The sequence below is a fragment of the Saccharothrix saharensis genome, assembly GCF_006716745.1.
GTDB lineage: Bacteria > Actinomycetota > Actinomycetes > Mycobacteriales > Pseudonocardiaceae > Actinosynnema > Actinosynnema saharense.
The window spans coordinates 1,765,596-1,788,337 of record NZ_VFPP01000001.1 but is presented as its reverse complement, the minus strand read 5'-3'; the positions used below and the strand labels follow the sequence as shown (position 1 = coordinate 1,788,337).

The window sequence follows — 22,742 nt, the reverse complement described above, 5'->3', positions numbered from 1 at the left end:
GTGACCCCGGGTCTCTCCATCGAGGCAGATCCCTAGCGTGCCTGAGTCCGGACAGCGACGACCGGTGTCCCGGTGAGCGAAATGAGGGATCGTCATGCGAAGACGTGTGGTCATCCAGTCGGTGACGGGTGCGCTCGTGGCCGCCGTCCTGGTGGTGCCCGGCGCGGCGGCCGACCCCGCGCCCGTCGCGACGTCGACGCTGGCGAAGTCGGTCGTCGGCGTGTCCGCGCCGGCCGACCACGGTGCCACCGCGACCTGGGTCGTGGGCTACGACAACAACGGCACGAGTGCCGGATCGGCCACCATCACCGACGTCGTGGGCGCGGGACAGGCCTACGTGACCGGTTCGCTGGACGTGCCACCGGGGTGGTCGCCGTCCTGGTCCACCGACGGCAGCACCTTCCAGTCGACCGAGCCCGCCTCGGGCGTGGTGGCGGTGCGCGCGCAGAACCCCGACGCCCGGCCCGGCGGCACGTCCCTGTCCGGCCTGCTCACCCCGCCCGTCCAGGCGAGCACCACGGCGACCGGCGGTGACGGGTTCACGCCGGTGCTGCACCGCACGCCCGCCGGCGCGCTCCAGGCGTGGAACATCTACCACCACGCGGCCCCGGCCGTGGCGAAGGTGGTGTGCAGCGACCTGGGCACGGGGCAGCCGTGCGCGGGCGGGCCGTGGCCCAAGCCGCTCAACACCACGCCCGGACCGCTGGGCAGCGGCGCGACCGGTGACATCAGCAGCCCGATGACGCAGCAGTACGCCCGCGACCCGGCCGCGCCGTCCCAGGTGTTCTACACCGCCGCGACCAGCTCGTCGGTCGGTGTCGGCTGCCTGGACCTGGCCGCCGCGGCGAACTGCGGCTACTGGCCCCTGTCCACCCCCGGTGGCGTGTCGGGCGCGAACAACACGGCCGGCTTCGTCGAAGTCGGCGGCAACCTCTACGGCGTGGCCGGCTCGGGCGCCGTGCTGTGCTGGACCGTCGCCACGCGTGCCGCCTGCCCCGGCCAGCCGTACGCGCCGATCGTCCCGCCCAGCGGCGACACGGCCGCCAACCCGTGGTTCTACGGCGCCGTGACGGTCGTGGCCGGCAAGGTGTTCGCCTCCTCGTCACGGCCCAACACCGCCAACCAGGCGGCCCTGGGCTGCTTCGACCCCGCGACCACCACCGCGTGCGCCGGGTGGGCCTCACCGCGTCCCATCGGCGCGGCCGGCAACTACACCTACAACGCCTACACCGCCTACGGCACGACGGGCGCGCAGGTCGGCGCGTGCTCCACCACCACGGGCTCCTCGCCGGGCATCACCACCTGCTACGCCCTGGACGGCTCGGCGCTGCCCGCGCCGTCCTCGGTGGTCGGGCTGGCGGGAGGGGTGATCGCGTTCAACCCCGAGGTGATCACCGACCCGAGCGGTCACGTCCGCAGCTACCTGGCGATCTGGGGCGGCGGGTACGCGGGCGCGACGGTCTGCCACGACTGGACCACCGCGTCGGCGTGCGCGGGCGTGCCCAACCCGATCACCCACCCGACCGTCAACGGCGGTGACACCCGCGACTACGGCTACGCCTACGACACCCCGACCGGCTGCCTGATCGGCCTCGGCGACGCGGGCGTGCTGTTCTCGATGGACCCGCTCACCGGCGCGTCGCCGTGCGTGCGGTCCGGCGGCCAGGTCTCGCTGACGCCCGGTGACTTCTACTGCGACGGCGCGTCCGGTCACGTGCGGGGCTACGGCTCCGCGCGGCTCGTCGGCGTCACGCCCGGCAACGTCGACTTCGGCGCGTCGCGCGTGACCGTGGTGGACCAGGACGGTGCGACCGTGGCGACGCCCGGCTTCGCACCGGACGGCTCGGTCGACCTGAGCGGCGTGTCCCCGACCGCCCACCCGACCATCTCGGTCACCACCACGCTGGTGCTCACCAGCGGTGCCGACTTCGGTGGCGGCAACCAGCCCCGGCTGGTCGTCGACTTCACCGGCGACCCGCCGCAGGTGTGCTTCCGCACGACCATCGGCACCGCCTGCACCGTGTCCGACGTCGCCAACACCGCCACCGGCACGGACACCACCGGCGCGTTCACCTCGAACACCGTCACCGTCCCGGTCGCGCCGGGCCCGGCCTGCCAGCCGGTGGTCACGGTGGACAAGGAGATCTGCGCTTCGAAGACCGCGTCCCACTGCGGCCCCGGCGGTTCGGGGCCGTGGGCCAAGAAGGCGGCGGTGGGCACGCTGGGCCTGCTCAACGCGACCGCCTACTGGCGGATCACGGTGACCAACCAGGGTCCGGTGGCCATCGTCGACGCGCACGTCGTGGACTACGAGGAGTACTCGTGCGAAACGGCGGCCGGCACCTTCACCCTGCAACCGGGTGAGACCAAGCGCTTCTACTGCTCCACCTACGCGTTGCTGACCCTGTTCCCGCTCACCAACCAGGCGAAGGCGAGCTACGTCCCGCACAACTCGCCCGCCGGCACCCCGCCGTCGTACTCGGCGTGGTCCTCGGCGACCGCCTGCTCCCTGCTCTGCCTGCTGGGCTGACCCGGCCGGAACCGGTGGGACGCCCGCACGTCCCACCGGTTCGCGGCACGGGATCGAGCCGACCGCGATGGCGGGCGGCACGTCCGACGCCGTCGCCCGTGCGGCGGAGCGGTTGTCGGCGGCACCCGTCGCTCACTAGCGTGGCCGCGTGGACCACTGCGGGGAGTGCGACTTCACCTACGACCCGGCCGACGCGTCGGCGGCCGGCCCGACGATCAGGGACGGGGTCGTCGAGGTCGTGTCGGTCCTGCGCCGCCGGGCGGGCGACGACCTGCGGACCCGCCGCCGACCCGGTGTGTGGTCACCGCTGGAGTACGCCTGCCACCTGCGGGACGTGCTGCTGGTGCAGCGGGAACGGGTCCTCGCCGTGCGCCGCACCGAGCGACCCGTCTTCGCGCCGATGGGCCGCGACGAGCGGGTCGACCACGAGGGTTACGCCGAGCAGGACCTCGACGACGTCCTGCGCCAACTGGGCGACGCGGCGGGGCTGTTCGGCAACGTGCTCGCCCGCCTCGACCCCGGTGACTGGGACCGCGACCTCGTCTACCCCTACCCCGGACCGACCACGCGGACGCTGGCCTGGATGGCGGTCCACACCGTCCACGAAGTGCGGCACCACCTGCGGGACATCCGCCTCCAGGTGGAGCCGGCCGCCGGCTGACCGGGGAGGCCGACGGCCGGGTGGTGGGGGAGGACCCGCCGCCCGACGTGGGCCGGCCGTTCGCGGCACGCGGGTCCGCCCCACCTTCCGGGACGGGTCAGCCGGACAGCAGGGAGTCGCGGTCGCGCTGGAGCACGACGCAGGACCGCCCGCACCCGGTCCACACAGGACCGCCGAGGGGTTGCGCGGCACGCGTGCAGGTGTCCCCTCCGCGTGGAGGGGACACGAAGCCGCGGGTGATCGGCGGGCGGACGGTCGACAACGCCTACCGGGTGATGCCGCGGGGTCGGATCGTGTCGGCGAGCAGGGCCAGTGGGTGGACCGACTGGACAGGGAGGCCGTCGACGGCGTGCTGTCGTTCCGGTACCAGCGGCGCTCCAGCGGCACCACGCCGTCCGCGATCCGGGTGGCCGACTTCCGCCTGGGCTGATCATCGCCGGTGCGGGGGTCCCCCGACCGCCAGGGGACCCCCGCACCTCGAACGGGGTCAGTAGCCGACGTAACCGGTGCCGGCGGCGATCCCGACCAGGCCGGGGTGGCGGGCGAAGCCGCCGTAGCGGGCGTAGGTGTAGCGGACGCCCGCGATGATGTTGTCGACCGGCGCGTAGATGTCGTCGTAGCCGGCGATCTTGTAGGCCTGGAACGTCGGGTCGATGCACTGCATCAGGCCCTTGGACGGTGTGCCGCGCGCGGCGTTGGAGTCCCAGGTGTTGACGGCGTTGGGGTTGCCGTTGGACTCCTTGAGGATGATCGTGTAGATCTCGTCGACGCTGCTCTCGTCGATCGGCGTGCCGTTCGCGGCCAGGATGCCGATCGCCTCGCGGATCCAGCCCTCGATCTGGCGCTGCTTCGGCGGCTTGCGCGCCTCCTCGGCCTCGCGCGCTTCCCGCGCCGCCTGCTCCTCGGCCGCCTTGCGGGCCGCGTAGCCGTCCTGCGCGACGCCGCTGGCCTGGTTGAACGTGTGCAGCGCGGCCAGTTGCTCCTGGCGGATGATCCGGGCGGTCTCCGAGCCGAGGTCCACCGCGTGGACCGTGTCGACCTTGCCGGTGCGCGCCGTGTCGTCCGGCACGCCACCGAGGTCCGCGCCACCGGCCACCGGGCTGAACGTCCCGGTCATCGCGTGGGCCGCGGCGCCCGCGCCCGAGACGATGCCGACGGCCACCGCCACGCCGGCGAGGCGCCGGGGGAGGACCCGTTCCGCTTCGGCCCGGTGCGCGCCCTTGTAGCCGGGCGGCGGCGGGGGTACCTGGAACGTGGTCTGCCCACGTTTGTTCTTGTGGCGGACGTGCCGAGCCAAGGGTGCAGCCTCCTGCGGTCGGGGAACTCCGTCACCGGACCTGGCGGGGGATCCAGGTGGACGTGGGCCGTCCCGGGGGATGTCGGGCCCGTGTCCCTTCGGTGATGGAACCGTGATCTGCGGCCGAGAACGTAACCGTTCGTGTTTAGCGGGGGCAAGGTGTGGGCAGCAATGGGTGACCCTCGTCACGTTTTACTGGACTTCTGACTACTGTGTGTTGGTCGTGTCACCCGTTCGTGTCAGAACGGCAGGTGGCGTGGGTAACGACCGGCCTCGAACGGCGCGAACGCCGGGCTCACCGCCGCGTCGCCGCCCGTCATCGGGTTGCGGATCACCTGCAGGGCCGACCCCAGTGCCCGAGCCGCGGCGTTCATGGCGGTGACGTCGGCCGCGGGCCACCGCCCCGTCCGGGCCCGGTCGAGCAACGTCCGGAACGCCACGACCTCCTCGGCCGCGCTGATCGCGCAGTGCCCGGCCCGGTCCACCTCGTACTGGCGCAGCCGCTCCGACTGCCGCACCCGGTCCGCGTACGCCGTCCCGTTCGACGCGGGCAGCAGGCCGTCCCCCGCGTTGTGCACGGTCAGCACCGGCCACGGCGTGCGCCCCACCGGCAGGCTGGTCCGGGCCAGGTACGCCACCGCCCGCGGCTCGGGCGCGACCCTCGGCGCGGCGGCCAGCCGGTCGAGGTCCGCCTCCAGGTCGAGCCCGGCCGCCGCGTACGCCGCCGACACCAGCGCGCGCTCCCCGGACCGCGCCAGCACCCGCCGGTAGTCGACGCCGACGTTCCAACCGGGGTTGCCGCCCGCCCACCGCTCCAGGTCGGCCCGCGCCGGCCCGGCCGCCCACACCCGGAAGTACCGCAGCCAGACGCCGGCCCACTCCACCTGCCCGGCCACCGACGCCGGGCGTGGCGCGGTCGGGTCGAACCACCCCGGCACGTCCGCCGGCGCCGCCGCCAGCGCCAGCCGCGGCCGGGCCGCCGGGTCGGCCGAGACCGCCGTGACCGCTTCGACCAGCCGCGCCTCGTTGGCCGCCGGGTCCGCCGCCTCGACCAGGTCGACGTCCACGCCCAGCAGCACCGACAGCGCGAACACCACGTCGAGCCGGGAGTTCCGGTACGCCGCGCCGCCCGCCGTCGCGCCGCACAGCGACAGCGCCCCGTCGAAGCGACCGGGGTTGTGCTCCGCCGGCACCAGCGACGTCGCGCCGCCGATCGACCCGCCCGCCGAGATCGTGCGCCGGGGTGGGCCGACCTCGCGCGCGAACCAGTCGAGCAGCGCCACCTGGTCGCGCAACCCGTCCTCGGCCGACCACCCGACCGGTGTGCGGAACAGGGACGCGCCCAGGGCGTAGCCCTGCGACAACAGGTACTCCTCGGTCTCCGGTCGGTTGGTCAGGGGGATTCCGGCGGGCGGGGAGGCGAAGGCGCCGTGGCTCCACAGCACGAGCGTCCCGTTCCACCGGTCCGGCACCACCACGCGATAACGCGCGCCGTCGATCTCCCCTTCGTAGCGGCGGACACCGCTCGCCGCCGCGGGTGCGACGACCAACCCCATGAGCACGACCGCGAACCTGCGCATGACGTCGTTCCTGCCGGCGCGGAGCGGTTCGTGGGCGGCGTTCCGCGAGTTCCCGGACAGTGCCCCGGACACCGCGCCGCCGAATCCGCAAGAGTGCGGTGACGTGCGGGTTTCCTGCGGGAACCGCCCGAACCGGACCGTCCGGACGACTACAGTCGGACGTCCTGCGTCTCGCCGGTGAGGGGTGCGACGAGGCTGGTCCGCACGAGGAGTCCGGTGGCCGAACACGGTGCAGGGGAACGTTTTTCGTCGGTCGAGGTCGTGGACGAGCTGGTGAAGCTCCTGCAGGACCTGACCGAACGACCGCGGTTCGGCGAGCTGCCCGGCCGCCGGTCGGGCGCGCGGGCGGGCGGCGACCGGGGCATCCCGCTGGTGTGCCTGGTCCGCGGCACGAAGGCCGAGGGGCTGCTCCAAGCCCTCCAGGCGCACCTGAGAGGGGCGCACCCGGGCCGCGTGCCGCACGCCTACCACCGCTTCGCGGAGCCGGGCGACGGCGTGCCCGAGCCGGGCGCGGTGGAAGCGGTCGGCTCCGTGCTGGTGCGCGTTGCCCGCGAGCTGGCCCACGGCGCGAACGACCGCCACGGCAAGCACGAGTTCCGCCGCTTCGAGCTCGTCTACTGGCTGATGAACCAGCGCCTGGACGGCGCGGACCCCGAGTCGGCCGCGACGCTGCTGACCCGATTACGGGAGCGGGACCTGGCCCGCCGCAGCGGTGACGACCTGAAGGACGTGCTGGACGACGCCGCCGGGACCGCGCCGTGGTGGGTGCGGCTGGTGGTGCGGCTCGTGCCGTCCTTCCTGTTCCGGGCGAAGCTGCGCGGGCTGGTGCCGGGCAGCGAGTACCGGTGGCTGCTGCGCCAGCCCTACCTCGCGCCGCACGACCCCGGCACGTTCATCGGCTTCGCCGAGCGGCTGACCTCCGCGCTGGTGCCCGGCCAGAGCGCCGAGCCGCGCGAGGACACCGGCCAGTTGGCGAAGCTGCTGGTCAACGCGTTCCTGGAGGACGTGCGCCGGGCGTACCGCCGGTCGTGGTGGCGGATCAGGTCGGCCCGCCGCACGGTGTACCCGGTGGTGCTGCTGGACGGCATCCGCCGCGACAACGGCGGCTACGCCGTGCTGAAGACCATCAACGACGTCCGCAACGACACCGGCGCGTTCGACCCGCTGGTGATCATCAGCGGCAGCGCCAAGGTGCCGCCGGACGCGGAGACCACCGCCGAGCGCGAACCGGCGCCGGTCAGCCAGGCGAGCCACGCCTACGAGACGTGGGCGCGCAAGCTCGCCACCGACAGCCGCGCCCGCCGGCCCACGGCGTGGTTCCTGCCGCTGCAGGTGCCCGACGTGACCGTGGTGCGGGGCGAGGTGCCGCCCACGGCGACGCTGTCCGTGCGGCAGCCCCCGGTCTGGTCGCGCACGCCGGTGCTCGCGGTGGTGGTGTTGCTGCTGCTCGCGTCGGTCGCCACGGTCGGCTACCGGCACGTGCGCGACGTCGTCACCGCGGACGAGCGGTGGCGGTCGGAGCACTGCGGCCTGGCCCGGGACAACCCCGACGCGCACACCGTGCGGCGGATCGGTGACGACTGCGTGGGCGTCACGACGGGCCCGGTGCCGTTGTTCGGGCCGGCCGACGACGAGGACCTGCGCCGGTTCAACAACGTCCAGGACCTGATCGTGCGGCAGAACCGGGAGGTGCGGGCGGCGCACGAGCGCGACCCGAACCGCCCCTACGCGACCGTGGTGTACGTGTCCGCGATGGGCACCGGCCGGGACGTGCTCACCAGCAACACCGCGCGGCTCGTCGGCGTCGCGGCGCGGCAGGCGCGGCTGCTCGAGCGCACCGACTCCGACGAGCCGCTGATCCGGGTGCTGCTGGGCAACGCGGGTTCGACCATGCAGCACGGCCGTGTGGTCGCCGAGGTGCTCCGGACGGTGCTGGAACGGGACAAGACCGTCATCGGCGTGCTCGGCATGGCGTTGAGCAGCAAGCCGACCAGGGACACGATCACCGTGCTGGGCGAGGTCGGCCTGCCGGTGGTCGCCGCGACGCTGTCGGACGACGCGATGCCCACCGCGTCCCGGATGTACTTCCAGATCTCGCCGACCAACGACCGCCAGGCGCAGGTCGCGGCGCGGCACGTGCGCTCGGCGTACCCGGGCAAGCGCGGCGTGGTGATCGTGCACTCCAGCGACGAGGAGGACTCCTACGCGGCCAACCTGCGCCTGGACGTGGCGCTCCGGTTCGGCGAGCAGGGCCTGCGGGTGCGCGAGGAGCCGTACCGGCCGGTGTCGGTGGGGCAGGGCTCCGACGCCCGGCGGCTCGGCCAGGGCCTGTGCGACGTCGGCGACGACGAGGTGGTGTTCTTCGCGGGCCGGCCCGCGGACTTCGGCAAGCTGATGGACGGCGTGAGCGCCGGGTGCAAGAGCGACCCGCCCATGCTGCTCGCCGGTGACGACGTGGCCCGTTACGCCGCCGACGACACGTTGCGCGGCCAGCACCCGGAGATCCCGTTCGAGTACGTGTCGTTCGCGATCGGCGCGCAGGGCTGCGCGGCGGCGACGGAGATGCACCAGACGCTGCGCGAGCTCGTGCCGGAGGAGTGCGAGGGTGACGCGAACCCCTCGCTGGACGGGCACGCCGCGCTCACCTACGACGCGCTGTACCTGTTCGTGCACGCCATGATCCAGCTCGGGGACATCCCGGTCTCGCCCGGTCACATCTGGAAGGAGATGAGCGACATCGGCGGTGCGCGGGCGCTGTCCGGCGAGAGCGGCGTGATCGACTTCGGGGACGGCCAGGTGCCGATCGACAAGTTCCTGGCGGTGCTGCGGGTGGCCGACGGCAAGCCGCCGACCGTGCTGGCCTCGTGCGGCGACTACCCGAACCGCCACGACGTGGACCTGCGCCGCGCGCCGTGGTGCCCGACCACGCCGCGCTGAGCACGCGTCAGGCGTGGTGGGCGCGGGCGGCGCGGAGGTGGTCGGCGAGCGCGCCGCCCGGGTCGGTGCCGGGCCCCGCCGGCGTGAACGCGAGCAGCAGGACCTCCGGTGGCAGGGTGACGGGCTCGCCGAGTCGCTCGAACAACCGGTGGGCGCGCTCGCGCACGAACGCGGCCACGGGTTCGCCGTCGAGGAAGAACGGCAGCCGCAGGCCGTGCTCGTGGGCGGTCTCGGCGGCGTGGGCCGCGGCCTCGGCGACGGACCGCTCGGGCGTCGTGGTCTCGATCGGCAGCCGTTCGGGCGTGAAGTGGGGCAGCGGCTCGGGCGCGGTGTCGAGCAATTGGTCCGCCGGGTGCCGGGCGATGACGGGTGAGCCGTGGAAGCCGTCGCGGTAGGTAGGTGGCCGGTGATGAAGTTGGTCGCGCCGAGGTAGTGCCGTCCCGTCACGGGCAGCGGCACGAGGTGCACGCCGCAGCTCGCGCCGCCGTTGGGCGTGCGGACGACGTGCGCGGTGCCCCCGGGTCGGGTCCGCCGGAGCAGCAACGCCGATCCCGCGCCGTGCGGCACGGGCGGCGCCGTCCCGACGGGCAGCACCCCGGCGGCCAGTTCACCGCTCGTGCTGCCGGCGGCGAGCACGACGCCGGAAGCGGCCACGACCTCCCGGACGGTGCCGGCCACCAGCGCCACGCCACGCCGCCGGGCGGCTTCCACCGGGGCCGTGAGCACGGCGCGCGCGTCGACGCACCCCTCGCGGTGCAGGTGCAGCGCGCTCCGGGGCGTGCGTGGGGTGCGGCCGCGAGGCCGGGGACGTCGGCGGGGTCGACCAGGTCGTGCGGCTTGTGGCAGTCCAGCGCGGCCCGGCGCAGGGCGGCGAAGTTGTCCTCGGCGATCGTCCCGGCCCCGTTGGCCGGCACGACGAACGTGCCCGGCACGTGCGAGTCGAGCGCGGCGCGGCCCGCCTCGGGCCCGGCGTCGTCGACGAGCCGGTCGAGCCGGGCCGGCCACCGGTCGAGCGCCTCCCGGGCGAACGCGAACTTCGCGCGGGCCGCCGGGTGCCGATCGGTGAGCCGCGTGACCTCGCCGAAGCAGTTGAGCATCGCCCCGGCCGCCGGGCCGGCCGCACCGGGCCGGTCGGGCGGGCCGAGCACCCCGTTGCCCACGACCGCGACGTCGACGTTCGCCGTACCTTCCTGATCGGCCGGCGCGACGGCCGCTGAAAGCGCGGGACATCGCCCGTTGGGCGGAACGTCGTCCCGGTCGCGCGGGGTCCGCATCGTTGCGGCCGGTGATGCGCGTTGCCGTAGGACGATGACGTGCGGTGGGTACTCGGCGATGGCCCTGGAACGGGCGGAGAGCGCCCGGCCAGCGGGTGTGGGCGTTCAAGGGCGCCTACGTCCTGCAGGCCGGGCAGGACATCCACGTCCACGACGTGGTCGACCAGCGGCGTCCGCTCCGGCGCGGCGACCTCGTGCGGCGGCCGCTCCCGGCGACCGTCCAGCGGACTCCCCGCGCGCCGCTGCGGGGCCGCGCCGACGACCTGGCCTTCGTGCGCGACACGGTGGCCGCGGGCAGCCACGTGGTGGTGACCGGGCCGAAGGGCTCGGGCAAGACGCTGCTGCTCCAGCACGCGGCGACCGCGGGGCGTTGTCCGGGCGCGTGCTCGGCGACGACGTGGGCGTGGTGTGGTTGAGCGAGGGGTTCCGGACCGCCGCGCACGCGATCCGGGAGCTCGTGCAGGCGTGCTTCGAGGTCGAGGACGACTCGGTCGTGGACGCCGGGCTGGCGCGTGAGGAGCTCGGCCGGGTCCGCGCGCTCGTCGTGCTCGACGGGGTGGACCTGCCTCCCGAGGAAGCGCGGCTGCTGCTGGCGGCCATGCCGCGCAGCGTGTTCGTGCTGTCGTCCCGGCGCGACGACCTGTGGGTGGCGGGCCGGAGGCGGCCGTTGGGCGGGCTGCCGCTGGAGGACGCGCTCGCGATGGCTCGGGACGAACTCGGCGACGACGTGGACGCGGCGGAGGTGGAGAGCGACTGGCGGGCGTGCGGCGGCAACCCCCTGGACATCGTGGAACGCGCCGCGGTGCGCGACTCCGCCCGACGCGTGGGCGCGGTGCCCGAGGGCGCGTCCAGCGCCGAGGTGGTCGAGCAGGCGGTCGCGATCGTCCTCGGCTCGCTGACCGACGACGCCCGTGAGGCCTTGCGGCCGCTCGTGGCGCTGGGCGACGTGCGGTGGGGTGCTTCCCTGCTCACCGCGGCCTGCGGTGTGCCCGAGGGCCGGGGTGCCGCCGTCCTGGCGCGCACGCGCCTGGCGCACCGGGAGGACGGCCGCTACCGCGTCAGCGACGTCGTGACGCGGTTCGCCGGCGCCGAACTGGTGCCGCTCGTGGCCCGCCTCGCGGAGTGGGCGGCGAGCGCGGAACCCGCCGCGGTCGCCGGGGAGCTCGACGTCGTCGAACGCGCGTTGGCACGGGCCCTCGACGCGGAGCAGCACGAGAGCGCGCTGGCGCTGGCCCGCACGGCGTCCGTCGCGCTCGCGCGGACCCGGCACTGGGGCGCGTTGGCGGTCGTGCTCACGCTCGGGTTGCGTGCCGCGATCGGCGCCGGGTCGGTGCGCGAGGAGGTCTCGTTCCGCTACGCGCTGGCCGTGTGCCGGCTCAACGACGGCAGCAGCCGGCAGGCCGCCGAGCTGCTGGCCGGTGCGCTCAGCCTGGGCGGGGACGACCAGGACCAGCGGCTCGCGGCCCGCGTGCGCGAGCTCAACGCGGAGATCGGCCACCTGTCCGCCCGGTCCTCGCCGTCCACCGCGGACCTGGTCGTGGCGCGGGTCGCCGAGCTGGGCGGCACGGCGGTCGCGTCGGCGAAGGCCGTGCGGGACGCGTGCGCGACCGTGCTGGCGGGCACGCCGGGAGGCACCCAGCTGCTGAAGCTGGCGCAGGAGAACCCGGCCGTGGTGCGCGGTGTCGTGTCGATCGCGGCGGTCACCGGGCTCGTGCTGGCCACCATGTCCGCGTCGGGCAGCCGGGAGGAGGCGACGGCCATGCCGCCGACCACCACCGTGACCGGGCCGCCGTCGTCGGGGCGGACCGGCGTCGCACCCGGCCCGACGACCACCGCACCGGGCGGCACGGCACCGACCGCGTCCGTGACCGCGCCTGCGCCTGCGCCTGCGCGGACGAACGCCACCACGCCGGGTGGCGTCACCGAGGACGGGCAGCCGGGCACCGGCGAGGTCGGACGCCCCGCAGACCCCGGATCAGCCCCCACGCCCCGGGTCGAGGTCGCCGCCACGTGGGGGCACGCCCGCGTCTGGCCGGTGGACGGCGCGGTCGGGACCACCCGGGTGCTGTCCGGGCCGGCGGTGCCCAACCACAACGAGGCGAACTGGACCTACGGCCCGTGGGAGATGACCACACCCGCGGCCGGCTACCCGACCGCCACGCACCTCGAGATCGGCAAGCAGCGGATCCGGCTGCCCGCCGTCGGCGCGCCCGGCGGCAGCGTGAAGGTGACGGCGCAGGACTACGCCGCGTGGGGCGGCAAGGTCGGCTACCAGCCGGGCGTGTCGTGCCAGCCGTCGACGTGGTTCCAGGACGGCGCGGACGAGGTGGTCGACGTGGTGTGCTTCGACCGGGCGGGCAACCCGGACGACGTGCCGTTCTTCCTGCGGTACGTGGCCGGGTCGGCGTCGTCCCGGCGCGGGTTCGTCTTCGACGACCAGCCCACCGCGCCGACCTTCGTGCCCGACTGGCGGCACGGCGTGAACGCGGGCGCGGTCACCAGGACGGGCGTCGGCCGCTACACGGCGGACTTCCCGGGGTCGGTGGGCGGCGCGGTCGAGGTGACCGCGGTCGGCCCGGTGGCGCGCCACTGCGCCGTGGTGGGACGGCGCGGGCAGCTCGCCGACCTGGCCTGCACGGCGCCGGACGGCTCACCGGCGGACACGGCGTTCACCGCCGCGTTCACCGTCCGGCACAACCTGCTGGACGACCCGCGCAAACCGGTCGGCGACTACCTCGTGGCCGAGGACTCGCCGTCCGCGCCCGCTCCGGCGATCACCACCCGCTGGGCGTCGGGCAACGCCCCGATGACGCTGGAGCGGACCGCGACCGGCAGGTACAAGGCCCACTTCGCCAACGGCTACATCCGCAGCACCATGCACGTGACCGCGAGCGGCGCGGGCCACCACTGCGCCATCACGCAGCTCAACGACTACAGCTTCGCGAACGACACCTCGATCTGGATCGCCTGCTTCGACCCCGCCGGCGCCCTGGTCAACAGCGGCTTCACGCTGATCTACACGTCGACCCGGATCTACTGACGCCGCGCGGTCACCGCCCCCGGGTCATCCAGTCGCCCAGGTGCGGCGCTTCCGCGCCGATGGTGGTGTCGTCGCCGTGCCCGGTGTGCACGACGGTGTCGTCGGGCAGGGTGAGCAGCCGCCGCGAGATCGAGTCGATGATGACGTCGAAGTCGGAGTACGACCGCCCGGTGGCCCCGGGCCCGCCGTGGAACAGGGTGTCGCCGGTGAACACCGCACCGAGGTCGGGCGCGTGGAAGCAGCACGCGCCGGGCGCGTGGCCCGGCGTGTGCAGCACGTGCAGCGCGACGCCCGCCACCTCCACCACCTGGCCGTCGGCGAGGTCGCCGTCCGGCTTCGCGTCCGGGTGGGTCAGGTCCCACAGCACCCGGTCGGCGGGGTGCAGCAGCACGGGTGCGCCGGTCGCGCGGGCCAGGTCCGGCGCGACGCGCACGTGGTCGTCGTGGGCGTGCGTGGCGAGGATCGCCCTCACCTCGCGCCCGCCGACGACCCGCAGGATCGCGTCCACGTCGTGCGGCGCGTCGATCACCACGCACTCGGTGTCGTCGCCGACGACCCAGATGTTGTTGTCCACCGCGAACGTCTGGCCGTCGAGGCTGAACGTGCCCCGCGTCACGGCGTGGTCGACGCGCACCATCAGAAGACCACCACCGAGCGCAGCACGTCACCGTGGTGCATCTTGGCGAAAGCGTCCTCGACCTGGTCGAGCGCGATCGTCTCGGTGACGAACGCGTCGAGGTCGAGCCGGCCCTGGCGGTGCAGGTCGATCAGGTAGGGGAAGTCGCGGGAGGGCAGGCAGTCGCCGTACCAGGACGACTTGAGCGCGCCGCCCCGGGAGAAGAAGTCGATCAGCGGCATGTCGACGCGCATGTCCGGGGTCGGCACGCCGACCAGCACGACGGTGCCGGCCAGGTCGCGGGCGTAGAACGCCTGCTTCCACGTCTCGGGCCGGCCGACCGCGTCGATCACGACGTCCGCGCCGAACCCGCCGGTCAGCTCCTGGATCCGGGCGACCACGTCCTCGGTGCCCGCGTCCACGGTGTGCGTGGCGCCCAGGCCGCGCGCCCACGCCAGCTTCCGCGGGTCGAGGTCGACGGCGATGATCGTGGTCGCGCCGGCCAGGTGCGAGCCCGCCACCGCGGCCGCGCCGACACCGCCGCAGCCGATCACGGCGACGCTGTCGCCGCGGCCGACCTTGCCCGTGTTCACCGCCGCGCCGAACCCGGCCATCACGCCGCAGCCGAGCAGCCCGGCCACGGCGGGCGAGGCCTGCGGGTCGACCTTGGTGCACTGCCCGGCGTGCACGAGGGTCTTCTCGGCGAACGCGCCGATGCCCAGCGCCGGGGACAGCGGCGTACCGTCCGCCAGCGTCATGGGCTGCGTGGCGTTGTGGGTGTTGAAGCAGTACCAGGGCTTGCCCTTCAGGCACGCCCGGCACGCGCCGCAGACGGCGCGCCAGTTCAGCACCACGAAGTCGCCCGGTGCGACGCCGGTGACGTCGTCGCCGACCTGCTCCACCACGCCGGCCGCCTCGTGGCCGAGCAGGAACGGGAACTCGTCGTTGATGCCGCCTTCCCGGTAGTGCAGGTCGGTGTGGCACACGCCGCACGCCTGCACCCGCACCACCGCCTCACCGGGGCCGGGATCGGGCACCACGACATCGGTCACCTCGACCGGGGCGCCCTTGCCCCGGGCCACCACGCCACGAACCGTCTGAGCCACGAAAACCCTTCCTCGTCGTCACAGCGGGTGCACGCGGCCGGCCGGTCCCGAGGGTCTTCGGCCCGACCTCCGCCACGCGGACCCCGAACGCCACCCTGGCAAGCCCCGGCCCGGCCCGCAACCGCTGCGACCGGTCGGGCCGGGTGGTCGACGTGATCACGCGAGGGTGTTCCCGGGGGCGTTCGGCCGGGTTCGCGCTGGTGATCGCGGCCGAGCGCACTCAGGAGGACCGTGTGCGACCACACACCGTGACGACGTGGACCGGGCTGCGTTGGTCCGCAAGGTCACTGGCCCGTCCACTGTGGACGGCTCGACCGAGCCGGCCGGACGTCACCGCTCCACGGCCAGCCGGACGCCCAGCCCGATGAACACGCCACCGGTCGCGACGTCGATCCGGCGGCGGGCGGCGTGCCTGCGGCGCAGCCAGCCGCCGATGCGGCCGGCCAGCACCCCGACCGCGCCGTCCACCAGGAACTCCAGGGCGATCAGGATCGCGCCCAGGATGGCGAACTGGAGCCACACCCGGCCCAGGTCCGGGTTGATGAACTGCGGCAGGAACGCGATCGTGAAGGTGACCATCTTCGGGTTGAGCAGGTTGGTCGCCATCCCGGTGAGGAAGGCGCGGCGGCCGGACATGCCGCCCGTCACCTGCTCGCCGACGACGGCCCGCCCGCGGTGGCGGATGGCCTGCACGCCCAGGTGGACGAGGTAGGCCGCGCCGACCGTGCGGACCACCGTGAACGCCACCGGCACCGCCGCGAACAACGCCGCCAGACCGGCGGCGGCCACGACCACGTGGACGGCCTCGCTCGTCGCCACGCCGGCGGTGGCCAGCAGGCCGGCTCGTGGCCCGCCGCGCATCCCGCACCCGAGGACGAACAGCATGTCCGGGCCGGGCGTGATCATCGCGACGACGGTGGTCAGCGTGAACAGGACGAGCAGGTGCTGGTCGATGGGCATGCCGCGATGCAAGCACCCCCCGACCGCCCGCGCACCCGGATTCCCGGTGGCCGGACCCGCCCGTCGCGGCCGTCCCGGCGAACCTGTCGACGGGCCGGGATCGTCGTACCCCTTCGACATCATCGACCGCACCGGGGAGGCGGGTGCGCGGGCGGTGCACGTGGCGAGCAGGCGGCGTGGTGCGGCGTGGTCGGCGAAGCGCATCCGGGGGCGGCGGTGGTGGACGTGACGTCGAAGGGGTCGCAGCCGTGGGTGCGGCTCAGCCCGTTCCACCCGCACGGCGGCATCCCCGTGCCGTTCGCGCCCGACGGGCGCCGCAGTCGGTGGAGCGCGTCCGGCAGGCGTTGGAGGTCTTCGAGGGCGAGGATTTCGACCGGGGCAAGCTCGACGTGACCCGGGTGGCCGGCCCCAAGCGCACTCGCCGGAGGAGCCGGGCGGGGCGGGTGACGTGGTGCTGCTCGACTGCACGACGAACGGCGACGTGGCGGACCTGGCGACGCCGCTGTCGCACGCCGCCCTGATCGCCGGCCGCGCACCTGGAGGACCGCTGGCCGTAAATTGGTGCCATGAGCAGCGCGACGGGCAGCGGCCAGCAGCCGCGGGTGGTTTCCGGCAGGCAGTCGGAGCTGCTCGGTCTGCTGCGCGACGAGGGCGCGATGTCCCGGGTCGCGCTGGGCGAGCGGCTGGAGCTGCCGCGGGCCAAGCTGACGGCCGAGCTGGGCCGGCTGGTGGACGTCGGCCTGGTGCAGGTCGGCGGTCCGGCGGCCAGTCGGGGCGGGCGGCGGTCGACGTTGGTGCACCTCGCCGACGACCTGCGGGTGCTGGGCGTGGACGTGGGCGCGACCTCGGTGACGGTCGCGGTCACCGACGGCCGGTGCGAGGTGCTGGAGAGCCGCAGCGAGGACTGCGACGTCCGCAGCGGTCCGGCGCAGGTGCTCAGCCGCGTCGCCGAGCTGGCCGACGTCGTCTACGCCAAGGCACCGGGCCGGCTGATCGGCGCGGGCATCGGCCTGCCGGGTCCGGTGAGCTTCCGCGACGGCATGCCGGTCGCGCCGCCGATCATGCCCGGCTGGGACCGCTACCCCGTGCGCGACGAGCTGGCCGGCCGGTGGGGCTGCCCGGTGACGGTGGACAACGACGTGAACGCCATGGCGCTGGGCGAGCGGCACGCGGGCGTCGCGCGGTCCCTCGAAGACCTGATCTTCGTCAAGGTCGGCACCGGCATCGGCTGCGGGATCGTGCTCGGCGGCAAGGTGTACCGGGGCGTCGCGGGCACCGCCGGCGACATCGGCCACATCAGGCTGGACGACTTCGGCCCGGCGTGCGCGTGCGGCGAGGTCGGCTGCCTGGAGGCGTACTTCGGCGGTGCGGCGCTGGCGCGTGACGCGACGACGCTGGCCCGCAGCGGCCGGTCCGTCGCCCTGGCCGGCGCCCTGCACGACAAGGGCGTGCTGACCGCCGAGGACGTCGGCGCGGCCGCCGCGGCGGGCGACTTCGCGGCGGCGACCCTGGTGCGCGAGGGCGGCCGGCGGCTCGGGCACGTGGTGGCGTCCCTGGTCAGCTTCCTGAACCCGGGCATGGTCGTCATCGGCGGCGGCGTGTCGCGGCTGGGCCACTCGCTGCTGGCCGAGGTGCGCAGCGCCGTCTACCGGCGGTCGCTGCCGCTGGCCACCGGCAACCTGCCGATCGTGCTGTCGGAGCTGGGCGAGCTGGCCGGCGTGACGGGCGCGGCCTGGTCCGGGACCGACCGCGCGTTCTCCCCGGCCGGCTGACCCCGCGTCCCGCAACGCCGGCGCGCGACGGGACGATGCGGGGGTAGGGCTGTCGTCGGATCGGGGTGGGCCGGTGGGTGATCGGGCTCGGCGGGTGTTCGTCAGCCACACGTCCGAGCTGCGGCGGCTGCCCGAGGACGGGTCGTTCGTCGCGGCGGTCGAGCGGGCCGTCCTGCGGCTGCGGGACGCCCCGGTGGACATGGAGTACTTCACCGCGCGGGACCAGCCGCCCGCGCAGCTGTGCCGGGACCGGGTCGCCGAGTGCGACGTGTACGTGCTGGTGGCCGGGTTCCGCTACGGCTCGCCGGTGCGGGAGCGGCCGACCGTCTCGTACACCGAGCTGGAGTTCGAGGCCGCGACCGAGCTGGGCAAGCCGCGCCTGGTGTTCCTGCTGGACGAGGCGGCGGTCGGGCCGGGCCCGTTGTTCCGCGACCCGGAGTTCGGCGCGCGCCAGGAGGCGTTCCGCCGCCGGCTGCTGATGGACAGCGGCCTGACCGTGAAGACCGTGCGGACACCGGCCGAGCTGGAAACCGCCGTGGCGCAGGCCTTGGCCGCGCTCCCGGCCGCCGACACCGGCTCGCCGGGGCAGGCGCGTGCCGTGCGGGTGTGGAACGTGCCGGCGCGCCTGCACGGCTTCACGGGCCGGGGTGAACTGCTCGACGAGCTGGCCGCGGCCTTGGCGGACACCGGCCCCGTGGTGGTGCGGGCCATCGCCGGGATGGGTGGCATCGGCAAGTCCAGCACCGCGATCGAGTACGCGCACCGGCACGACGAGGCCTACGACGTGGCCTGGTGGGTGCCCGCCGAGGACCCCGACCTCGTCCCGCAGCACCTCGCCAGGCTCGGCCACGCGCTCGGGCTGGTCGACCCGGACGCCCCGGTCGCCGCCGCCGTGCCGCGCGTGCTGGGCGAACTGCGCCGCCGCGACCGGGCGCTGCTGATCTTCGACAACGCCGAGCACCCCGACGCCGTGGCGTCGTTCCTGCCGGGCGGCCGGGCCCGGGTCGTGATCACCTCCCGCTACCCCCGCTGGGACGGCGTCGCCAAGACCCTGGAACTGGACGTCTTCACCGCACCCGAATCGGCCCGGTTCCTGCGCTCGAAGGCACCCGTCCTCACCGACGACCAGGTCGAGGCGATCGGCGAGGCACTGGGCCACCTCCCGTCCGCCCTCGACCAGGCCGCCGCCCTGCTCACCGACGGCGGCCTGAGCCCCGGGCAGTACCTGTCCCTGCTCGACACCCGTGCCCGCGAACTGCTGCGCCGAGGCCACGACGCGGGTCGGGTGTCGGTGGCCGCGTCGTGGTCACTGGCCTTCGACAACCTGGCCGACCGGGACCCCGCCGCCCTGCAACTGCTCACCCTGATGGCCTGGCTGGCCCCTGAACCGGTGCCGCTGTCCCTGATCACCGACCACTCCGAGGTCCTGCCCGAACCGCTGGCCACCGTCGCCGCCGACCCCTTGTCGTTCACCGACACGGTGCGCGGCTTGCGCCACCGCGCCCTGGTCCGGGTGGACACCGACACCCTGCTGCTGCACCGCATCCCCGCCGCCCTCCTCCGCGCCGGCACCGACCGGGCGCCGGGTGGACCTGAGCACAACTGGGCCGCCATCGCCCTGTTGCTGCTGCATCGCAACCGGCCCGCTTATGCGTGGAACACCCCGGCGGTCTGGCCGCAGTGGCAACGGCTGCTGCCGCACCTGCTCGCCGTGGTCGCACCCGACCGCGAACCCCTGATCACCGCTCACCGCGAAGACCTGCTGACACTCCTGGGCGGCATCTCCACCTACCTCGCCACCACGGGACAGTCCGACCACGCCCTGGCGCACGCCCAGCGCACACACCGACTCGCCATCGATCACCACGGCGACGACCACGCCCTCACCCTGGTGTACGCCAACAACCTCGCTCTGCGACTGCACATCTCGGGCCGGCACGAGGCGGCGCGCGAGCTGAACGAGGACACCCTGCGCCGCAGCAGGCGCGTGCTCGGCGACGATCACCCCGACACATTGAGCTCCGCCAACAACCTGGCGGTGAGCTTGACGGAGTTGGGCGAGCACGAGGCGGCGCGTGAACTGGACGAGGACACCTTGAGCCGCCGACGGCGCGTGCTCGGCGACGATCACCCCGACACGCTCACGTCGGCCGCCAACCTCGCTGTCGACCTGTCGGCGGCGAACGAGCGCGAGGCGGCGCGTGAGCTGAACGAGGACACCCTGATCCGGCGGCGGCGCGTGCTCGGGCACGACCACCCCGAGACGTTCCGCAGCGCCAAGAACCTCGCCCTCGACCTGATGGTCCTGGGGGAGCACGGGGCCGCGCGCGAGCTGGCCGAGAAGACGCTGGCCGATTGCCGGCGCGTGCTGGGCGACGACCACCCGGACACCGTGCGAGCCGGGCTGGTCCTGGCCGAGGTCCTTCGCGCCGCCTCCGAAGGCTCCTGATCGCGCCGCGGCGCGGATCAGGCCGCGCACGGCGGTTCGCGAAAGCAATCACGAGCTTCTGTCAGAAGAGGGCCGACTTTTGCAACGAATCGACAAAAGTGGGCCCTAGTTCTTGTCAGAGCGCGCGACCAACTGTCAGGATCTGCCGCAACTCACCGGAGAACGTGAGCTGGACCACCTCGTTCGATCGACTCCCTCGACGAAGTCGGAGTACCGATGCAGGCGCAGACCGAAGGCAGGCGCGGGGCCAAGCGCGCCCTTCCCCTGCGCGCGCTCCGCGTCCGCGGTCCCCTCTCGCGCGCTCAACCGGCCGTCCGCTCCGGCTTGTCGAAGGTTGCCGTCGCCCCGCTCCCGGCCGACCTCGAGAACCGCGGCCTGGTCGAGCGGACGGGCACCACGACTTCCCGGAGCAGGCCCGGCCGGCTGGTGGAACCGCGGCCCGGCGCGGTCCGCCCGCGTCGCCGGGCCGACCGCGCCACGGCCGACCGGCCGCGCCGGCGCGACGGGGCCGTGGTGGCCGGCCTGCCCCTCTGCCGGCTCGACCTGGACAACGAGGTCGACCTCGCCGCCCGCGCCGAGCGCGGCAGCGACCCCGTCGACCACCTCGTGCACCTCAACGGCGACCGCACGGTGCCGGACCCGCTGGGCGGCACGTCCCGCGCGTGCGGCCGGCGCGGCTGCCGGGAGACGCGGGTCGGGCCGGGCGCGGACGCGCCACACCGCACGGCCGACGCCCCGGCGTCCGGCCTGTCGGTCCTGCTCACCCCGCGGAAGATCGTGCTCGGCGGCTACTCCGCCGCACTGCGGGACTGGTTGGCCGCACCGCGGCGGCACGGGCGGACGGCGATCGCCGCGTCCACGCCCGGCTCCACCGCGGGCGGCGGGGGCGCGGCGCCGGCCGCGCTGCGGCGGGTGCTCGACGACCCGGCCGTCGTCCCGGTCAAGGCAAGTGCCCCGAAGACGGGCGGTTCACACGAAGGGGCCTCGGCATGACCCTGCTCCGGATGACCGGCATCGGCAAGACCTTCCCCGGCGTGCGCGCGCTGGACCAGGTGGACCTGGAGGTCGCCGAGGGCGAGGTGCACTGCCTGCTCGGCCAGAACGGCGCGGGCAAGTCCACCCTGATCAAGGTGCTGGCGGGCGCGCACCAGCCCGACGAGGGCGAGATAACGTGGCGCGGCGAGAAGGCCACGCTCCCCTCGCCGGTGGCCGCGTTGCGGCTGGGCGTCGCCACCATGTACCAGGAGCTGGACCTGGTGCCGGACATCTCGGTGGCGGAGAACGTGTTCCTGGGCCACGAGCCGACCCGGTTCGGCTTCACCCGCCGCCGGGCCGCCCACGACCTCGCCGCGACGTTGATGGCCCGCCTGGGCCATCCCGAGATCGGGCCGGACCGGGAGGTGGGCCGGTTGTCCGCCGCCGGTCAGCAGCTCGTGTCGATGGCCCGCGCCCTGGCGCACGACGCGCGGCTCATCGTGATGGACGAGCCGACCGCCGCCCTGGCCGCGGACGAGGTGGACAACCTGTTCCGCATCGTCGGCGAGCTCACCGCGGACGGCGTCGCGGTCCTCTACATCTCGCACCGGCTGGAGGAGATCCGCCGCATCGGCAGCCGCGTCACCGTGCTCAAGGACGGCCGCACGGTCGCCGCGAACCTCCCCGCCGACACCCCGACCTCCGAGCTGGTCGACCTGATGTCCGGCCGCAAGGTCGAGACGGTCTTCCCGCACCGCGAAGCGTCCACGGTGGACACCGCGCGGGAAGTGCTGACCGTCACCGGGCTGACCCGCAAGGGCGAGTTCCACGACGTCGGCTTCCACGTGCGCGCGGGGGAGATCCTGGGCATCGCGGGGCTGGTCGGCGCGGGCCGCAGCGAGATCCTGGAGACCGTGTTCGGCGCCCGCAAGCCCGACACCGGGCACGTCGCGGTCGACGGGAAACCGGTCCGGCCGGGCAGCGTGGTCGCCGCCGTGAAGGCGGGCATCGGCCTCGCGCCGGAGGAGCGCAAGGCGCAAGGCCTGCTGCTGGACCTGCCGGTCGCGCACAACGTGACGCTGTCGAGCCTGTCCGCCTACAGCCGCGCCGGTTTCGTGGACCGCGCCCGCGAGCTGAAGGACTCCCGGGCCACGCTGGAACGGCTGGACCTGCGGCCCGCCGACCCGCGCCGGCTCGTCGCCGAGTTCTCCGGCGGCAACCAGCAGAAGGCCGTCGTGGCGCGGTGGCTGGTCCGGGGCTGCAAGGTGCTGCTGCTGGACGAGCCGACGCGCGGCGTGGACGTCGGCGCCCGCGCCGAGCTGTACCGGGTGATCCACGAGCTGGCCGCCGCCGGTGTGGCCGTGGTGCTGGTGTCCAGCGAGGTCGCCGAGGTGCTCGGCCTCGCCGACCGGGTGCTGGTGCTGCGCGACGGCGAGGTCATCGCCGACCGGCCCGCCGCCGAGCTGACCGAATCCGCCGTCTTGGACCTGGTGATGGCGGGCAGCGCCGTCACCGAAGCCGCCGTGAACGAGGAGGCCCCGTGAC

16 protein-coding genes and 1 pseudogene are annotated in these 22,742 nt (G+C 74.4%); 10 read left to right on the top strand and 7 right to left on the bottom strand.

From position 1 onward, the window contains the following. Window positions 1-94 precede the first annotated feature (94 nt). Both FHX81_RS07095 and FHX81_RS07090 read left to right on the top strand, forming a co-directional pair. The gene (locus FHX81_RS07095) at window positions 95-2,530 is read left to right on the top strand and encodes a DUF7617 domain-containing protein (RefSeq protein ID WP_141976218.1); all 2,436 of its coding nucleotides are present in this window, start codon (window positions 95-97) and stop codon (window positions 2,528-2,530) included. 148 nt (window positions 2,531-2,678) lie between these two features. Further along, window positions 2,679-3,191, top strand: a complete 513-nt coding sequence (locus FHX81_RS07090; RefSeq protein WP_211363402.1) for a DinB family protein — start codon at window positions 2,679-2,681, stop codon at window positions 3,189-3,191. Window positions 3,192-3,678: 487 nt separating this feature from the next. Here the strand turns inward: FHX81_RS07090 and FHX81_RS42810 are convergent, their stop codons facing one another. Together FHX81_RS42810 and FHX81_RS07075 are read right to left on the bottom strand one after the other, a co-directional pair. Then, window positions 3,679-4,488: a transglycosylase SLT domain-containing protein gene (locus FHX81_RS42810; RefSeq protein WP_342787177.1), complete on the bottom strand. Its 810-nt coding sequence runs from the start codon at window positions 4,486-4,488 to the stop codon at window positions 3,679-3,681. 239 nt (window positions 4,489-4,727) lie between these two features. Further along, the gene (locus FHX81_RS07075) at window positions 4,728-6,068 is read right to left on the bottom strand and encodes a hypothetical protein (protein WP_141976216.1); all 1,341 of its coding nucleotides are present in this window, start codon (window positions 6,066-6,068) and stop codon (window positions 4,728-4,730) included. 216 nt (window positions 6,069-6,284) lie between these two features. Here FHX81_RS07075 and FHX81_RS07070 point away from each other — a divergent pair, with 216 nt between their 5' ends. Continuing rightward, a complete protein-coding gene (locus FHX81_RS07070) occupies window positions 6,285-9,005 on the top strand; it encodes a type 1 periplasmic-binding domain-containing protein (RefSeq protein WP_141976214.1) in 2,721 nt (906 codons plus the stop codon). Window positions 9,006-9,012: 7 nt separating this feature from the next. Here the strand turns inward: FHX81_RS07070 and FHX81_RS07065 are convergent, their stop codons facing one another. Together FHX81_RS07065 and FHX81_RS07060 are read right to left on the bottom strand one after the other, a co-directional pair. Beyond that, a complete protein-coding gene (locus FHX81_RS07065) occupies window positions 9,013-9,345 on the bottom strand; it encodes a hypothetical protein (RefSeq protein WP_141976212.1) in 333 nt (110 codons plus the stop codon). Between the two features lie 103 nt (window positions 9,346-9,448). Continuing rightward, complete coding sequence (locus FHX81_RS07060; RefSeq protein WP_141976209.1) at window positions 9,449-10,165, bottom strand: hypothetical protein; 717 nt, start codon at window positions 10,163-10,165, stop codon at window positions 9,449-9,451. Between the two features lie 158 nt (window positions 10,166-10,323). On the opposite strand from FHX81_RS07060, the gene FHX81_RS07055 reads away from it, so the two are divergent. After that, window positions 10,324-10,695, top strand: coding sequence for a P-loop NTPase family protein (locus FHX81_RS07055; protein WP_141976207.1), 372 nt, complete (start codon window positions 10,324-10,326; stop codon window positions 10,693-10,695). Next, a complete protein-coding gene (locus tag FHX81_RS07050; protein WP_141976205.1) occupies window positions 10,650-13,319 on the top strand; it encodes a YML083C domain-containing protein in 2,670 nt (889 codons plus the stop codon). Before FHX81_RS07055 ends, FHX81_RS07050 begins: the two co-directional genes overlap by 46 nt. A gap of 10 nt (window positions 13,320-13,329) precedes the next feature. Here FHX81_RS07050 and FHX81_RS07045 read toward each other — a convergent pair whose 3' ends face one another. The 3 genes from FHX81_RS07045 to FHX81_RS07035 all read right to left on the bottom strand — a co-directional run bounded on the left by FHX81_RS07045 (window position 13,330) and on the right by FHX81_RS07035 (window position 16,001). After that, window positions 13,330-13,959: an MBL fold metallo-hydrolase gene (locus FHX81_RS07045; RefSeq protein WP_141976203.1), complete on the bottom strand. Its 630-nt coding sequence runs from the start codon at window positions 13,957-13,959 to the stop codon at window positions 13,330-13,332. Next, window positions 13,956-15,041, bottom strand: coding sequence for an S-(hydroxymethyl)mycothiol dehydrogenase (locus tag FHX81_RS07040; protein WP_141976201.1), 1,086 nt, complete (start codon window positions 15,039-15,041; stop codon window positions 13,956-13,958). Before FHX81_RS07040 ends, FHX81_RS07045 begins: the two co-directional genes overlap by 4 nt. Before the next feature lie 330 nt (window positions 15,042-15,371). Then, a complete protein-coding gene (locus FHX81_RS07035; RefSeq protein WP_141976198.1) occupies window positions 15,372-16,001 on the bottom strand; it encodes a LysE family translocator in 630 nt (209 codons plus the stop codon). Between the two features lie 6 nt (window positions 16,002-16,007). Between FHX81_RS07035 and FHX81_RS42965 the strand changes: the two are divergent. From FHX81_RS42965 to FHX81_RS07010, 5 genes and pseudogenes are all read left to right on the top strand, one after another. Beyond that, window positions 16,008-16,522, top strand: a pseudogene (locus FHX81_RS42965) (DUF6939 family protein). Window positions 16,523-16,567: 45 nt separating this feature from the next. After that, entirely contained in the window at window positions 16,568-17,773 is a 1,206-nt protein-coding gene (locus FHX81_RS07025; protein WP_141976196.1) for an ROK family transcriptional regulator, read from the top strand. Window positions 17,774-17,846: 73 nt separating this feature from the next. Further along, window positions 17,847-20,222 (top strand): FxSxx-COOH system tetratricopeptide repeat protein, encoded by a 2,376-nt coding sequence (gene fxsT, locus FHX81_RS41175; RefSeq protein WP_141976194.1) that lies wholly within the window; start codon window positions 17,847-17,849, stop codon window positions 20,220-20,222. 216 nt (window positions 20,223-20,438) lie between these two features. Continuing rightward, a complete protein-coding gene (locus FHX81_RS07015; RefSeq protein WP_141976192.1) occupies window positions 20,439-21,215 on the top strand; it encodes a hypothetical protein in 777 nt (258 codons plus the stop codon). Next, window positions 21,212-22,741: a sugar ABC transporter ATP-binding protein gene (locus FHX81_RS07010; protein ID WP_141976190.1), complete on the top strand. Its 1,530-nt coding sequence runs from the start codon at window positions 21,212-21,214 to the stop codon at window positions 22,739-22,741. The genes FHX81_RS07015 and FHX81_RS07010 overlap by 4 nt, the downstream gene beginning before the upstream one ends. Window position 22,742 lies beyond the last annotated feature (1 nt).

Bases quoted from the DNA above. Each gene is read 5' to 3' on its own strand.
- FHX81_RS07095 (WP_141976218.1), top strand. From the start codon at position 95: ATGCGAAGACGTGTGGTCATCCAGTCGGTGACGGGTGCGCTCGTGGCC.
- FHX81_RS07075 (WP_141976216.1), bottom strand. From the start codon at position 6,068: ATGCGCAGGTTCGCGGTCGTGCTCATGGGGTTGGTCGTCGCACCCGCG.
- FHX81_RS07035 (WP_141976198.1), bottom strand. From the start codon at position 16,001: ATGCCCATCGACCAGCACCTGCTCGTCCTGTTCACGCTGACCACCGTC.
- FHX81_RS07025 (WP_141976196.1), top strand. From the start codon at position 16,568: ATGAGCAGCGCGACGGGCAGCGGCCAGCAGCCGCGGGTGGTTTCCGGC.
- FHX81_RS07015 (WP_141976192.1), top strand. From the start codon at position 20,439: ATGCAGGCGCAGACCGAAGGCAGGCGCGGGGCCAAGCGCGCCCTTCCC.
- FHX81_RS07010 (WP_141976190.1), top strand. From the start codon at position 21,212: ATGACCCTGCTCCGGATGACCGGCATCGGCAAGACCTTCCCCGGCGTG.